General features: G+C 63.7%; 14 protein-coding genes. 5 read left to right on the forward strand and 9 right to left on the reverse strand.

Translation table 11 applies throughout. From position 1 onward, the window contains the following. Positions 1–13: 13 nt before the first annotated feature. Positions 14–595, forward strand: coding sequence for an invasion associated locus B family protein (locus HGP13_RS09175; protein ID WP_172224218.1), 582 nt, complete (start codon positions 14–16; stop codon positions 593–595). A gap of 56 nt (positions 596–651) precedes the next feature. On the opposite strand, the gene coaBC is transcribed toward HGP13_RS09175, so the two are convergent. The 3 genes from coaBC to ubiE form a co-directional block, all read right to left on the reverse strand. Beyond that, a complete protein-coding gene (gene coaBC, locus HGP13_RS09180; RefSeq protein WP_210266347.1) occupies positions 652–2,121 on the reverse strand; it encodes a bifunctional phosphopantothenoylcysteine decarboxylase/phosphopantothenate--cysteine ligase CoaBC in 1,470 nt (489 codons plus the stop codon). Positions 2,122–2,562: 441 nt separating this feature from the next. Further along, positions 2,563–4,137, reverse strand: coding sequence for a 2-polyprenylphenol 6-hydroxylase (gene ubiB / locus HGP13_RS09185; RefSeq protein ID WP_172224222.1), 1,575 nt, complete (start codon positions 4,135–4,137; stop codon positions 2,563–2,565). A gap of 67 nt (positions 4,138–4,204) precedes the next feature. Further along, the gene (gene ubiE / locus HGP13_RS09190; RefSeq protein ID WP_172224225.1) at positions 4,205–4,981 is read right to left on the reverse strand and encodes a bifunctional demethylmenaquinone methyltransferase/2-methoxy-6-polyprenyl-1,4-benzoquinol methylase UbiE; all 777 of its coding nucleotides are present in this window, start codon (positions 4,979–4,981) and stop codon (positions 4,205–4,207) included. Positions 4,982–5,115: 134 nt separating this feature from the next. Between ubiE and HGP13_RS09195 the strand changes: the two genes are divergently transcribed. The 3 genes from HGP13_RS09195 (at position 5,116) to HGP13_RS09205 (ending at position 7,663) form a co-directional block, all read left to right on the forward strand. Further along, positions 5,116–6,090: an adenosine deaminase gene (locus HGP13_RS09195; protein WP_172224229.1), complete on the forward strand. Its 975-nt coding sequence runs from the start codon at positions 5,116–5,118 to the stop codon at positions 6,088–6,090. Positions 6,091–6,242: 152 nt separating this feature from the next. Further along, positions 6,243–6,872 (forward strand): uracil phosphoribosyltransferase, encoded by a 630-nt coding sequence (gene upp / locus HGP13_RS09200; protein WP_172234653.1) that lies wholly within the window; start codon positions 6,243–6,245, stop codon positions 6,870–6,872. A gap of 227 nt (positions 6,873–7,099) precedes the next feature. Continuing rightward, positions 7,100–7,663 carry a TIGR02281 family clan AA aspartic protease gene (locus tag HGP13_RS09205; RefSeq protein ID WP_172224233.1) on the forward strand — a complete coding sequence of 188 codons (564 nt, stop codon included), beginning with the start codon at positions 7,100–7,102 and terminating at the stop codon, positions 7,661–7,663. 17 nt (positions 7,664–7,680) lie between these two features. Here the strand turns inward: HGP13_RS09205 and deoA are convergent, their stop codons facing one another. From deoA to HGP13_RS09235, 6 genes are all read right to left on the reverse strand, one after another. Continuing rightward, positions 7,681–9,000, reverse strand: a complete 1,320-nt coding sequence (gene deoA / locus HGP13_RS09210; RefSeq protein WP_172224236.1) for a thymidine phosphorylase — start codon at positions 8,998–9,000, stop codon at positions 7,681–7,683. Further along, complete coding sequence (locus tag HGP13_RS09215) at positions 9,000–9,809, reverse strand: purine-nucleoside phosphorylase (RefSeq protein ID WP_172224238.1); 810 nt, start codon at positions 9,807–9,809, stop codon at positions 9,000–9,002. The genes deoA and HGP13_RS09215 overlap by 1 nt, the downstream gene beginning before the upstream one ends. Positions 9,810–9,839: 30 nt before the next feature. After that, on the reverse strand, positions 9,840–10,232 hold the full coding sequence (gene cdd, locus HGP13_RS09220; RefSeq protein ID WP_172224240.1) for a cytidine deaminase: 393 nt from the start codon (positions 10,230–10,232) through the stop codon (positions 9,840–9,842). Positions 10,233–10,293: 61 nt separating this feature from the next. Continuing rightward, the gene (locus HGP13_RS09225) at positions 10,294–11,265 is read right to left on the reverse strand and encodes an ABC transporter permease (RefSeq protein ID WP_172224244.1); all 972 of its coding nucleotides are present in this window, start codon (positions 11,263–11,265) and stop codon (positions 10,294–10,296) included. A 1-nt stretch (position 11,266) separates the two neighbouring features. Beyond that, the gene (locus HGP13_RS09230; protein WP_172224247.1) at positions 11,267–12,406 is read right to left on the reverse strand and encodes an ABC transporter permease; all 1,140 of its coding nucleotides are present in this window, start codon (positions 12,404–12,406) and stop codon (positions 11,267–11,269) included. Beyond that, a complete protein-coding gene (locus tag HGP13_RS09235; protein WP_172224250.1) occupies positions 12,403–13,935 on the reverse strand; it encodes an ABC transporter ATP-binding protein in 1,533 nt (510 codons plus the stop codon). The genes HGP13_RS09230 and HGP13_RS09235 overlap by 4 nt, the downstream gene beginning before the upstream one ends. A gap of 217 nt (positions 13,936–14,152) precedes the next feature. Here HGP13_RS09235 and HGP13_RS09240 point away from each other — a divergent pair, with 217 nt between their 5' ends. After that, the gene (locus HGP13_RS09240; protein WP_172234654.1) at positions 14,153–14,359 is read left to right on the forward strand and encodes a SlyX family protein; all 207 of its coding nucleotides are present in this window, start codon (positions 14,153–14,155) and stop codon (positions 14,357–14,359) included. The last annotated feature ends 22 nt before the right edge of the window (positions 14,360–14,381 follow it).

The following is a 14,381-nucleotide window of genomic DNA, read 5'->3' on the forward strand; positions in this document are numbered from 1 at the left end:
GGGAGAGGTCTTGATGAGGAAATACGCGTATTTGGTTGCGGTGCTGGGTGTGGCCTGCATTGTCGGGCTGCCGGCCGTGGCCGCGCAGACCAAGGGCGACAAGGTGGCGGCGACGCCCGCGCCCGCCGCTGACGCGCCGCAACTGCCCGGCGGGGCATCGGCCTTGTCCGAAACCCATGGCGACTGGACGGTCAATTGCCAGATATCGGGCACGAACAAGGTCTGCAGCCTGTCGCACCAGCAGTTCAACAAGCAAAGCAACCAGCGGCTGCTGGCGATCGAGCTGTCGAGCAAGACCGGTGACGATGCGACGGGGACCCTTGCCCTGCCGTTTGGACTGGCTCTCGCCAAGGGCGTTACGCTCACCATCGACGACCAGAAGCTGGACGGCAGCCTGGCGTTCAACACCTGCCAGGTGGTCGGCTGCCTGGTGCCGGTGGCGTTCGATGCCAATGTCACACCTCTGCTCAAGAACGGCACGACGCTGAAAATCGACGCCTTTGCCGCCGACACGGGGCAAGCGGTGAGCTTTTCCATTCCGCTCAACGGTTTTGGCGGGGCGCTTGCCCGCACGGCGGAGCTTTTGTCCAACTGAGGGCGGAGATCACCGGCGGCAAGAGGGGTTGGCGGAAGGGTTTTCCCGCCAACAGGTCAAACAGCGATCGTCTTCAACCGCTCGGCAATGAGGGCGGCGAGCCGCGTCGCCACCTCGTCCTTGCTCATTTCGGGCCATTCCTCGACGCCGGTCTTCGACACGATCCGCACCCGGTTGCGATCGCCGCCCATCACGCCTGAAGGGCCGATGCCGCTTTCATGCGAGACATCGTTTGCGACGATGAAATCGGCACCTTTCTTCCTGAGCTTGGCCTCGGCGTTGCGCAAAAGATCCTGCGTCTCGGCGGCGAAACCGATGACCAGGCCGGGCCGTTGGCTGTGATGGCCGACGCCGGCAAGGATGTCGGGGTTCTCGACCATGCGCAGCACCGGCGGGCCTTCACCCGCCACCTTCTTGATCTTCTCACCGGCCGAATTCTCGCTGCGCCAGTCGGCGACGGCGGCGACGAACACCGCGGCGTCCGCTGGCAGAAGCTGTTCCACCGCATCGTGCATTTCCTGCGCACGTTCGACATGGATGGTCTTCACACCGGCCGGGTCGGCAATGCTTACGGGACCCGAGACGAGGCGCACATCGGCGCCGAGCCTGGCCAACGCCGCGGCGATGGCGTGGCCCTGCTTGCCGGAGGAGCGGTTGGCGATGTAGCGCACCGGGTCGATCGGCTCGTGTGTCGGGCCGGAGGTGACGATGATCTTGCGCCCCGTGAGCGGTTTGAGGCCGGCATCGAGCAGCACTTCGATAGCGGCGACGATCTCCAGCGGCTCGGCCATGCGGCCTTCGCCGGCCTCATTGCTCTCGGCCATCTCGCCCTTGGCCGGACCCATGAAGGCGATGCCGTCCTTGCCCAATGTCGCGCGATTGCGGCGGGTGGCCGGATGCGCCCACATTCTGGGGTTCATCGCCGGCGCCATCAGCACCGGCTTATCGGTGGCCAGCAGCACGGTCGAGGCGAGATCGTTGGCATGGCCGTTGGCGAGCTTGGCCATCAGATCGGCGGTAGCGGGCGCGACCACCAGAAGGTCGGCCTCGCGCGACAGCCTGATGTGGCCGACATCATGCTCGTCATTGCGGTCGAACAATTCGGTGAAGACATGGTCGGCCGAGAGCGCGCCGACAGACAGCGTGGTGACGAATTCCTGTGCCGCTGACGTCATCACCACGCGCACTGCCGCGCCGCGCTCGCGCAGCCGGCGGATCAGGTCGAGCGCCTTGTAGGCGGCGATGCCGCCGCCGATGATGAGCAGGATGCGCTTGCCAGAGACGCTGCCGCGCGGAAGGATCCTGCCCGCAGGGGCCGCAACAGGAGCCGCTGTACCCTGCGCAATGGTCAACTCGCGCAGGGTCTTTTCGATCTGGTCGATACGGCCGGGTCCGATCTGACCGTCGACTGCGGCCCGGATCATCACCCGCGCCTGTTCTTCCATCGAGCGGTTGTTCTCCGCCGCCAACCGGCGCAGCATCTCCTTGACCTCATCGTCAAGGTTGCGAATGGTGATGCTGGCCATGTGATTGCACTTTTCTCATCTTAGCCGATGGCGATGATAGCAATGCAATCACTGACGAGCAAGCGCGATCGGCGATCGCCAGCGAGCCTATTTTGGCAATTCGGAATCAGTCTTCTCGGATCGGAAGACCCACCAATTTCCCGGAACCGCTCGTTGGTGGGTTGGCTTCAAGCACAATGTTGACGTAACCTGACCACTCTAGATGGCGTTGCGTTAGCGTAACGCGGCGCCCCTCAAACTCGTGGCCCTCGGTCAGCACAATCCCGGCCCAAAGCTTTGGCTCCGAGCGCTCAAGTTTCATCGTAAAAGCAGCCGGCACCTCGGGACGGAACTCACCTGCAATGAGCCACCCGTAGCCATAGATTGGCTTCACCTCTACGACTGGCAACGTGTCCATACCGCCAAGATAACCCTATCGCTACCCGCTCCACTATCCGGCAATCACAAGATTTTCCACGCAATATAGATCAGCGTCAGCGCGATCACCCACAGCGCCGCGCGGCCGGAGCGGCTGTAGCGCGCCTCAGCCTTGCCTATGGCGCGGGCGGTGGTCTCGTCGAAGCGCAGCCCGTGCTCGGCCATCAGGTCGATTTCGCGCGACAGCCGGTCGGTGCGCGCGGCAAGTTCGGGTATCTGGCGGGCCAGCGTCAGCAGCGCCTTGGCGCCGTCGCGCGCATCGATCATCATGCCACGCGGGCCAAGGTTGCCGGCAATCCAGCCGCCGACCACCGGCTCGGCCGTCTTCCACATGTTGAAGGCCGGATCGAGCGTGCGCGCCACGCCTTCGACCACCACCATGGTCTTTTGCAGCAGGATCAATTCCGGCCTTGTCGCCATGTCGAAGAGCTCGGTCACTTCGAACAGCAGCGTCAGCAGCTTGGCCATGGAAATGGTCTCTGCCGGCTGGCCGTGGATCGGCTCGCCGATGGCGCGGATCGCTTGCGCGAACGCCGCGACATTGTGCTGACGCGGCACGTAGCCGGCCTCGAAATGCACTTCGGCAACACGCAGATAATCGCGCCTGATGAAACCGTAGAGGATTTCGGCGAGGAAGCGGCGCTCCTTCTTGCCTAGCCTGCCAGCAATGCCGAGATCGACGGCGACGATGGTGCCGTTGGCCTCGACGAACAGATTGCCGGGATGCATGTCGGCATGGAAGAAGCCGTCGCGCAAAGTATGGCGCAGGAACGACTGGATGAGATTGGCGGCGATCGCCTTCAGGTCGTGGCCGGCGGCTTCGAGGCCCGCGATGTTGTTCATCTTGACGCCGTCGACCCATTCCATGGTCAGCACGTCGCGGCCCGTGCGTTCCCAGTCGACGTAAGGCACGCGAAAGCCTGGATCGTCCCTGGTGTTCTCGCCAAGCTCCGACAGGGCCGCGGCCTCGAGGCGCAGGTCCATCTCGATCTTGGTGGTCTGCGCCAACGTCTCTGTCACCTCGACAGGCCGCAACCGGCGCGACGAGGGGATATATTTCTCCTGCAGGCGGGCGGCGAGGAAATAGCTCTCGAGATCATGGAAGAAGCGGCGGCGCACGCCGGGCCGGATCACCTTCACCGCGACCTTGGTGGCAACGCCGTCATGGATGGTTTCGGCGGCATGGACCTGGGCGATCGAGGCTGCCGCGACGGGATCGCCGAACTCGGCGTAGAGATCGCCCACCTTGCGCCCGAGCGAGGCCTCGATGGCCGCCACCGCCTCGGTCTTCGGAAAGGTGTGCATCTTGTCCTGCAGCATGGCGAGATCGAGCGCCATGTCGTTGCCGACGACGTCGGGCCTTGTCGCCAGGAACTGGCCGAGCTTGACATAGGACGGGCCGAGCCGGACCACCGCCTTGGCCAGCCGGTCGCTGCGCTCATAAGCCAGCGCGCGGCGGCGGGTGAACAGCCGCGCCAAACGCCAGCCGAATTTCGGCAGGCCGGACAGTTCCTCGCCCGGCAGCGCGGCGATGACGCCCTCGCGCACCAGCACCCAGCCGGCCCGTGCGAGCCTGAAACCGGCGCCGACGCTGCTCATGGCTGCACCCAGGCCGAGCCTTGCGGCCGGCACGAGCTATAGCGAGGATGGGAAATGCGGGCCAGCCTCAAAGCTTCCAGCCCGAATGCAGCGCGGCAATACCGCCGGAATAGTTGCGGAAGGAAACGCGGTCGAAGCCGGCGCGGGAAATCATCGCGGCGAAGTTCTGCTGGTTGGGGAATTTCGCGATGGACTCGACCAGGTAGGAATAGGGCTCGCCGTCGCCGGTGACCATCTTGCCAATCTTCGGGATGGCGTTGAACGACCAGGCTTCATAGGCCTTGTCGAGCAGCGGCATCTCGACCTCGGAAAATTCGAGGCACAGGAACCGGCCGCCGGGCTTCAGCACGCGGAATGCTTCGCTGAGCGCGACATCGATGCGCGGCACGTTGCGGATGCCGAAAGCGATGGTGTAGGCGTCGAAGGTGGCGTCGGCGAAGGGCAGTTCCTCGGCATTGGCCTCGACGAAATCGGTGTTGCCGGACAGGCCTTTCTTTTCGGCCCGGTCACGGCCGACACTGAGCATCGAGCCGTTGATGTCGAGCACCGTGGCATGAACATTGCCATGGCTGGCATCGACGATGCGGAAGGCGATGTCGCCGGTGCCGCCGGCCACATCCAGGACCTTCCAGCCCGCCCGTTTCGGCGGATTGAGCCATGTCACCATGGCATCCTTCCACAGCCGGTGCAGGCCGGCCGACATCAGGTCGTTCATCAGGTCGTAGCGGTTGGCGACCTTGTGGAAAACATCGTTGACCAGGGACTGCTTCTCGCCTTCCCCTACACGCTTGAAACCATAGGAGGTTTCCATGCCGCCCGCGGCCGTGGTTCTCTCAACTGACATTTTTTTGATCCGTCATAAAACCGGCGGGACCATAGCCGATCGATGCTGTGGGCGCTATTGTTTAAGGCGCGGTGTTCAGCCGCGCTTCCAGGTGGTGGGTTTTCAAGACCTGGACTGACCGACGGGATGTTTGAATGCCTTTGAAAGCGGAACTGCACTGCCACATTGAAGGGGCAGCGGCGCCAGAACTCGTTATCCGCCAGGCGCAGAAATACGGCAAGGACACTTCGCCCTATATCCAGAACGGCTCGTTTGTCTGGCACGATTTTACGTCTTTTCTCGCGGCTTACGACTTTTCCGCCGATCTGTTCCGCACCGAAGAGGATTATGCGCGGCTGGCCGACCATTATCTGACCAGCCTGGCCCGAGACGGGGCGATCTATTCCGAGGTCTTCACCTCGCCGGACCATGCGACGAAGGCCGGGCTGTCGCCCAAGGCCTATACCGACGCGCTCGGGGAAGGCATGCTCCGCGCCAAGGCGAAGACCGGCATAGAGGGCCGCATGATCGTCACCGGCGTGCGCCATGTCGGCGTCGAGTCGATCGAACAGGCAGCGCGCTTCGCGGCGCGCTGCGGGCATCCGCTGGTCACCGGCTTCGGCGTTGCCGGCGACGAGCGGATGGGCGAGATGGAGGACTATGTCCGGGCTTTCGAGATCGCCCGCGAAGCCGGGCTTGGCATCACCGTCCACGCTGGCGAACTGACCGGCTGGGAGACGGTGCAGGCGGCGCTCGACCATATCAAGCCTTCGCGTATCGGGCACGGCGTGCGGGCCATCGAAAACCCGGACCTTGTCCGGCGTATCGCCGACGAGGGCATCGTGCTGGAATGCTGCCCCGGCTCCAACATCGCGCTCAACGTGTTCGACAGTTTTGCCGACCATCCGTTTCCGGCGCTGCAGGCGGCCGGCTGCAAGGTGACGCTGAACTCCGACGATCCGCCCTATTTCTGGACGTCGCTGAAGCGCGAATACGATATTGCAGCGGAGCATTTTGCGATGAACGAGAAGGCGCTGGCAGCCGTCACCAGAACCGCCATCGAAGCCGCCTTCGTCGACCGGAAGACCAAAGCCGCACTTCTCGCCCGGCTGAACGGCACGGCACGCTGATTTCTTCCGACAAAGCTGTGGTCGATGGCGGTCAAGCGGTTCCTTGGCCGGTCCATTGTCGTTAGGGTTCGCCCAGGCAGCTTGAAGCGCGACATATCCCCGGGGATTCATGCGCGCGGTTTCGGGCGACACGCATGCATCAGGAGAACATCATGAAGGGCGTCACCGTCGTCGACCACCCGCTTGTCCAGCACAAGCTGACCATCATGCGCAAGAAGGAGACTTCCACGGCCGGCTTCCGGCGGCTGCTGCGCGAGATATCATTGCTGCTCGGCTACGAGGTCACCCGCAATCTCGAACTGACGACGACGACGATCGAGACGCCGATGGAGACCATGGAAGCGCCGACGCTGGAGGGCAAGAAGCTGGTGTTTGCTTCGGTGCTGCGCGCCGGCAACGGCTTGCTCGAGGGTCTACTCGACCTGGTGCCGGCGGCACGCGTCGCCCATGTCGGTCTCTACCGTGACCATGAGACGCTGGAGGCGGTCGAGTATTTCTTCAAGGCGCCAAGCGACCTCGCGGACCGGCTGGTGATCGTCGTCGACCCGATGCTGGCGACCGCCAATTCGGCGATCGCGGCGATCGACAAGCTGAAGCAGCGCGGCGCCACCAACATCCGTTTCCTGTGCCTGCTGGCGGCGCCCGAAGGCATAGAGCGCTTCACCAAGGCGCATCCGGATGTCCCGGTCTTCACCGCGTCCATAGACCGCCAGCTCAACGAGAAGGGCTACATCATGCCCGGCCTCGGCGACGCCGGCGACCGCATGTATGGAACCAAGTAGTACCAGGCAAAGTTGCCTGGCACGATTTACCGAATGTTTACGCAACGGCGCGGTTTTAGCGCCCGTTAAAGCGGCAAACACCATCCAGCGCTAATGAATCGGCTCTCACTACAGCGCCGCGCGTCCATTCGGACGCGCAAAAGGACGCTGTAGCACTTTGTTTTTTGCGCATGATCCTTTCCGAAAAATCGATCCCGATTTTCGGGGTCATGCGGCGAGGCCGATCCATGCTGCGCAAGCTTCTCATCCTCAGCGTCTTTGCCGGTGCATCGGCATCGATCCCGGTTGTCTACCAGTCGAATCCGCAGATGTTCGAAAAGCTGCTGAAGTCGGCGGTGACGGCCAAGCCCGAGGTCGAGACGCCACCAGAGGTCAACCTGGCGTCTGTGCCCAACAAGCCGGTGGCGCCACTGCCGACCGGCCGCAAGGTCGTTGTCGCGGCGGACGCACGTGGGCATTTCTCATCGACCTTCAAACTCAACGGCCGTCAGGTCGACGGCATGATCGACACCGGCGCGACACTGGTCGCGGTCAATACGTCGACGGCGCGCAGGATTGGGCTGTCGCTCAATCCGTCCGATTTCAGCCACGAGGTCAGCACTGCCAACGGCACGATCAAGGCGGCGGTGGTGGCGATTGATCGCCTTCAGATCGGCAGCATCAGCGTCGACAACGTGCAAGCCATAGTGCTCGACGACAAGGCGCTGCAGACCAATCTGATCGGCATGAGTTTTCTCAATCGGCTCGGCAAATACCAGGCCGAGAACGGCACGCTACTGCTGGTGCAGTAGCAGCGACCTCAATCTGATCAGCTGCGCGAAAGAATCCTTCGGATAACCGACTTGTCGGCGGCTGGCTTCGAAGAGCCAACGGTATAGGCCGAAAACACGGCGGCGCCGGCAATATCGGCATCGGATTGTGAACGGGCATGGACCAGCGCCAGCGGCTCGCCAGCCCTGACCTCCACGCCTATGGGCAGCAGCCTGGTGATTCCGACGCTGGGGTCGATCTTGTCGTCAGGCCTTGTGCGTCCGCCGCCGAGGCCGACCACCACAAGGCCGATGTCGCGGGTGGCGATGCCAGTGACGAAACCGTTGGTCGTCGCCCTGACCACGAATTCCGTTGGCGCCAGGGGAAGATATTTTTCCGGCCTTTCGATGAAATCTGCGGGGCCGCCGAGCACGGCAACCATACGGGCGAAGGTGGCGGCGGCGCGGCCGCTGGTCAGCGTCTCGGTGGCGCGCCGCATGCCATCCTGATTGGATGACACCAGCCCCGCCGACTGCAGCATTTCGGCGGCCAGCGCCAGGGTCACATCCTCCAGGCGCCGGTCGCGCAGACGGCCAGTCAGGAAATCGACGGCATTGCGCACCTCGACGGCATTGCCGGCGGCCGATGCCAGCGGCTCACTCATGCCGGTGATCAGCGCCGAGACCTTCAAACCGGCACCGCTGGCGACCTCGACAAGGCTGTTGGCAAGCGCGGTGGCGTCGCGCGACTTTTCCATGAAAGCGCCGTTGCCGACCTTGACGTCGAGCACCAGCGAGCCCAGTCCGGCGGCCAGCTTCTTCGACAGGATCGAGGCGGTGATCAGCGGCACCGACTCCACCGTGCCGGTGACGTCGCGGATCGCGTAGAGCCGGCGGTCTGCCGGTGCCAGATCGGCAGTCTGGCCGATGATGGCGCAACCTGTTTCCAGCACCGCCTTGCGAAACAGCGCGATATCCGGCTGGCTGGTGTAGCCGGGGATCGCATCCATCTTGTCCAGCGTGCCGCCGGTATGGCCAAGGCCACGGCCCGAGATCATCGGCACATAGGCGCCGCAGGCAGCGACGATCGGCGCCAGCATCAGTGAGACATTGTCGCCGACACCGCCCGTCGAATGCTTGTCGGTGACGGGGCCGGGCAGGTCAGACCAGTCGAGCACGTCGCCGGAATCGCGCATGGCCAGCGTCAGCGCCACGGCCTCGTCGCGGTTCATGCCGTTCAAGAACACCGCCATGGCGAAAGCCGCGACCTGGCCATCGCTGACGGCGCCCGAGGTCACGCCGTCGATGAAGGCGGTGATTTCACCAGCAGACAGCCTCTGGCCGTCTCGCTTGTGGCGGATGATTTCCTGCGGAAGCATCAGCTCTCCAGCAGCCCGTCGCGGAACACTCTGTGCAGGACCGTTGCCAGCCGCGACCCGCCGACCGGCGCCATGTCCTTGGTTTCCTGATGCGAAAGCTCGGCTCCGGTCATGCCGGCCGCCAGATTGGTGATGACCGAGCAGGCGGCGACGCGCAGGCCAAGGAAGCGGGCGAGAATGACCTCCGGTACGGTCGACATGCCGACGGCGTTTGCACCCATGATTCGTGCCATGCGGATTTCGGCCGGCGTTTCGAAACAGGGGCCGGAAAACCACATATAGACGCCCTTGTGCAGCGCGGTGCCGGTCGCCTTCGCCGCGCCTTCGATGGCCTTGCGGATGCCGGCATCATAGGCCTCGGTGAGGCCGACGAAGCGGCGGTCGCTCGGCTCGCCGATCAACGGATTGCTGCCCGAGAAATTGATGTGGTCGGTGATCAGCATGACCGAGCCCGGCGGCATGTCCGGATCGACCGAACCGGCGGCATTGGTGAGGATCAGTTTGGTGATGCCGACGCCGGCGAGCACTTCCAGCACCGGTCGCATCGCGGCGGCATCGCCGTGCTCATAGTAATGGGCGCGGCCGGACAGCATCAGCACCGGCACGCCGGCAAACAGCCCCGCCACCACTTCACCGGCATGACCGCTGACGCCGCTTTTGGGAAAGCCCGGCAGGTCGGCATAGGGGACGCGGATCGGGTGCTCGATCCGGTCGACAAGGACGCCTAGGCCCGACCCCAGCACCAGTGCTGTCGACGGCGCCAGGCCGTCCAGCCTTTCGATCAGATGGTCCACCGCCTTTTCAGTCATCGCAGCCACCACTTCATTTGAGCCCGCACTTCATTTGAGGATATCGCCGCGGAAGCCGTAGGGCAGCATGTCGCCCAAGGTCACGGTCTCGGCGACTCCGGTATTGTCACAGAGATAGAGTTTGGTTTCCGGTCGGCAGAATTCGGCCAGTCGTTGGCGGCAGCCGCCGCAAGGCGAGCATTTGGCCATGCGTTCGGCAAGGACGGCGATTTCGACGATCTTGCCGCCGCCACCCATGATGTAATGGCCAAGCGCGGTCGTCTCGGCGCACCAGCCCTCCGGATAGGAGGCGACCTCGATGTTGGCGCCGGTGAAGACGCGTCCGTCCTCGGTGCGCAAGGCGGCACCCACGGGAAATTTCGAATAGGGCGCATAGGCCTTGGCCATGGCGGTCTTGGCCGCTTCGAACAGATCATGCGACATTCAGTTGTTCTCTCCGATGATCGTGTCCAAAACCCGGCGCTTGCCGTGCCGAGCCGTGACCTCAGCGTTCCTTGACGTAGGGCACGCCGCCGGCGCGCGGCGGGATCGCCTTGCCGATAAAACCGGCGAGCAGGATGACGGTGAGGATATAGGGCAGCGCCTGCATGAACTGCACCGGCACCTTGCCGATGATCGGCAGCGGCGAGCCCTGCAAGCGGATTGCCGCCGCATCGAGGAAGCCGAACAGCAGGCAGGCGAACATGGCGTTGACCGGCTTCCATTTGGCGAAGATCAGTGCGGCCAGCGCGATATAGCCCTTGCCGGCGGTCATGTCCTTCACGAAGCCGCCATTCTGCACCATCGACAGATAGGCGCCGGCGACGCCGGTCAGGATGCCGGTGCAGATCAGCGCCCGGTAGCGCAGCCATGCCACCGAAATGCCGGCGGTGTCGACAGCGGCCGGATTCTCGCCGACGGCGCGCAATCTGAGACCGAAGCGGGTGCGAAACAGCACCCACCAGGTGAACGGCACCATCAGGAAGGCGATGTAGACCAGTATCGAGTGGCCGGAGATCAGCTCCGCGTAGATCGACCCGATGATCGGCACGTCCCTGATTGCATCGGCGCCGGGCCAGACAATCGCCTCGAACCGCTCGCCCGGCTGCAGCGCCGGCGTGCGCCCGCCTTGCTGAAACCAGGCCTGGCCGAGCATGACGGTCGAGCCGGCGGCGATGAAGTTGATCGCCACGCCGGAAACGATCTGGTTGCCGCGATGGGTGATCGAGGCAAAGCCGTGGATCAGCGCGAAGGCGACCGAGACCAGGATGGCCATACCGAGGCCGAGAAGGGCCGAATGGAAGACCGACGCAGCGGCCGCCCCCGCGAAGGCGCCAACCAGCATCTTGCCCTCGAGCCCGATGTCGAAGACGCCCGCGCGTTCCGAATAAAGGCCGGCGAGACAAGCGAGCAGCAGCGGTACCGACAAGCGGATGGTGGAGTCCAGTATCTGCACGATGGCGATGAAGACATCCATCTCAGGCGCCCTTTCCCTTGACCGCTTCCATACCGACCGATCGCGGACTGAACGAGGCGAACAGCGCCTGGATGTAGGGCCTGAACATGTGTTCCAGCGCGCCGGCGAACAGGATCACCAAGCCCTGGATGATGACGATCATGTCGCGGCTGATCGCCGGCATCTCGAAGGCAAGTTCGGCGCCGCCTTGATAGAGCATGCCGAACAGTATCGCCGCCAGCACGATGCCGACCGGGTGCAGGCGGCCCATCAGCGCCACGGCAATGCCGACGAAGCCGGCGCCGGAAACGAAATCGAGCGCGACATTGTGCTGGTCGCCCATCACCGGATTGAGCGCCATCATGCCGGCCAGCGCGCCGGAGATCATCATCGCGGTGATGATGATGCGGGTTTCCGAAATGCCGGCATAGCGCGCCGCCTTGGGGCTGTGGCCATAGGTGCGCATCTCGTAGCCGAGCTTGGTGCGCCAGATCAGCAGCCAGACCAGGAAGGCCATGAGCAGCGCCAGCAGGAAGGTGATGTTGAGTGGCGCCGAACGGATCTTGGCGCCGAACAGTTCGATGATCCAGTTGAGCTTCGGCAATTCCGCGCCGGCAAGGAAGTTGCGCGTCTGCGGCGCTTGCGAGGCCGCCGGCTTCAATGGCCCCACCAGCAGGTAGACCATGATCGAGGCGGCAATGAAGTTGAACATGATGGTGGTGATGACGATGTGCGAGCCGCGCCTGGCCTGCAGATAGGCGGGGATGAGCGCCCACAACGCGCCCACCACCGTCGAAGCGACGATGGCCAGCGGAAATGTCAGCCACCAGGGCAGCACGCTGTCGAAGGACAGGCAGACGATGGCGATGCCCAGCCCGGCGATATAGGCCTGCCCCTCGGTGCCGATGTTGAACAGGCCACAATGCGCCGCCACCGCCACCGAAAGTCCGGTGAAGATGAAGGTGGTGGCATAGAACAGGGTGAAGGCGATGCCGGTTCCCTTACCGAAGGCGCCCTCGACCAGGATGACGGCGGCGCGGAACGGGTTTTCGCCGACCAGCAGCACGACGAAGCCGGCGACGATGAAGGCCACGGACAGGTTGATCAGCGGGATCAGCCCATAATCGGCCCAGGCCGGCAGTTTGGCGTAAGGCGTGCTCATTCCGCAGCCTCCTGGCGCTCGACACCTGCCATCAGCAGGCCAAGCTCGCCCTCGGTCGCCTCCGGGCCACGCTCGCCGACGATGCGGCCGGCAAACATCACCAGGATGCGGTCGGAGAGCGAACGGATCTCGTCGAGCTCGACCGATACCACCAGCACGGCCTTGCCCTGGTCGCGCATGGCGATCAGGCGCTTGTGGATGAATTCGATGGCGCCGACATCGACGCCGCGCGTTGGCTGGCCGACGATCAGCACGCCGGGGTCCTGTTCCATTTCACGCGCGAGCACGATCTTCTGCTGGTTGCCGCCGGAGAAATTGGCGGTCTTCAAGCGCGGATTGCCGGGGCGAATGTCGTATTTCTCGATCTTGTCCTTGGCGTCGGCCATGATGGCGTCGACGTTGAGGAACGGACCTTTGAGATAACGGGGGTCGTCGTGATAGCCGAGGATGGAATTCTCGTTCTCCTCGAAGGCCAGCACCAGCCCGACATGATGGCGGTCCTCCGGCACATGGGCGAGCCCGCGATCGCGCAATTCGCCGGGATCGGCGGCACCCGTCAGGTCGATCGGCTTGCCGTCGAGCATGACCGAACCGGAAACGGCGCGCCTGATGCCGGAAATCGCTTCGAGCAGCTCGGATTGTCCGTTGCCGGCAACACCGGCAATGCCGACGATCTCGCCGGCCCTGATGTCGAAGGAGATGTCGTCGACCATGGTGACGCCACGCGAATCCTTGACCGTCAGGTTCTTGACCGCGAGCTTGATGGCGCCGGCTTCGGCTTCACCCTTCTCGACCCGGAGCAGCACGCGGCGCCCCACCATCAATTCGGCCAGTTCCTCGACGGTGGTCTTCTTCGTTTCCCGGGTCGCCACCATCGTGCCCTGCCGCATCACCGACACGGTGTCGGTGATGGCCATGATTTCGCGCAGCTTGTGGGTGATCAGCACCACCGTCTTTCCCTGCTCCTTCAACTGCTTGAGGATGCGGAAGAGATGGTCGGCCTCGGCCGGTGTGAGCACGCCCGTCGGCTCGTCGAGGATCAGGATTTCGGCGCCGCGATAGAGCGCCTTGAGGATTTCGACGCGTTGCTGCAGGCCGACCGGCAATTCCTCGATGATCGCATCGGGATCGACCTCGAGACCGTATTCGCGCTCCAGCCGCTCCAGTTCGGACCGCGCCTTGGCGATGCTGCGCTTCAGCAGCGCGTCGCTTTCGGCGCCGAGGATGATGTTTTCCAGCACCGTGAAATTGTCGACCAGCATGAAATGCTGGTGCACCATGCCGATGCCGAGCGCGATCGCGTCGTTGGGCGTCTTGATCGATGCCGGCTTGCCGCCGACACGGATTTCGCCGCTGTCTGCCTGGTAGAAACCGTAGAGAATCGACATCAGCGTCGACTTGCCGGCGCCGTTTTCGCCGACAATGCCGTGGATGGTGCCACGCGCGATCTCCAGATTGATGTCGCGGTTGGCGCGCACCGCGCCAAAACTCTTGTTGATGCCGATCAGTTCGATTGCGGCTTGCGCCATGCAGCCAGTCCCACTCTTATTTTTTTATCGCTTGGTCAAAACGCCTAGCATGACGCTCCGCCCGTGCCAATTGGCGTAGCAGCGTTCACTCTCGGCAAATCCCGGTGTGCTTGTCAATTTCCAACGTGTCCGCAGGCTTCATATTCGCTAATATGACGACGTCGAAATTCGCATCACGGTGCAAGGCATCGGGGTGCAAGATCAGGGATTGCGAATGATCACGCCCGTCGACCGGCTGACGACGCTGGAAATCCGCGCCGCCGAGCAGGAAAACACCATCGAGGAGCTGTCAGGCCAGATCGCCGAGCAGTGGACGCTGATCGAGCGCATGCAGCGCAAGCTCGATGCGCTGACCGACCGCTTCCTGGCGCTGGAGGAGCAGTCGGCACCCGATGTGCCAGTGACCAAGCCGCCGCACTGGTGAGGAATAGGGGAGGGCGCGAATC

The organism is Mesorhizobium sp. NZP2077, from assembly GCF_013170805.1.
GTDB lineage: Bacteria > Pseudomonadota > Alphaproteobacteria > Rhizobiales > Rhizobiaceae > Mesorhizobium.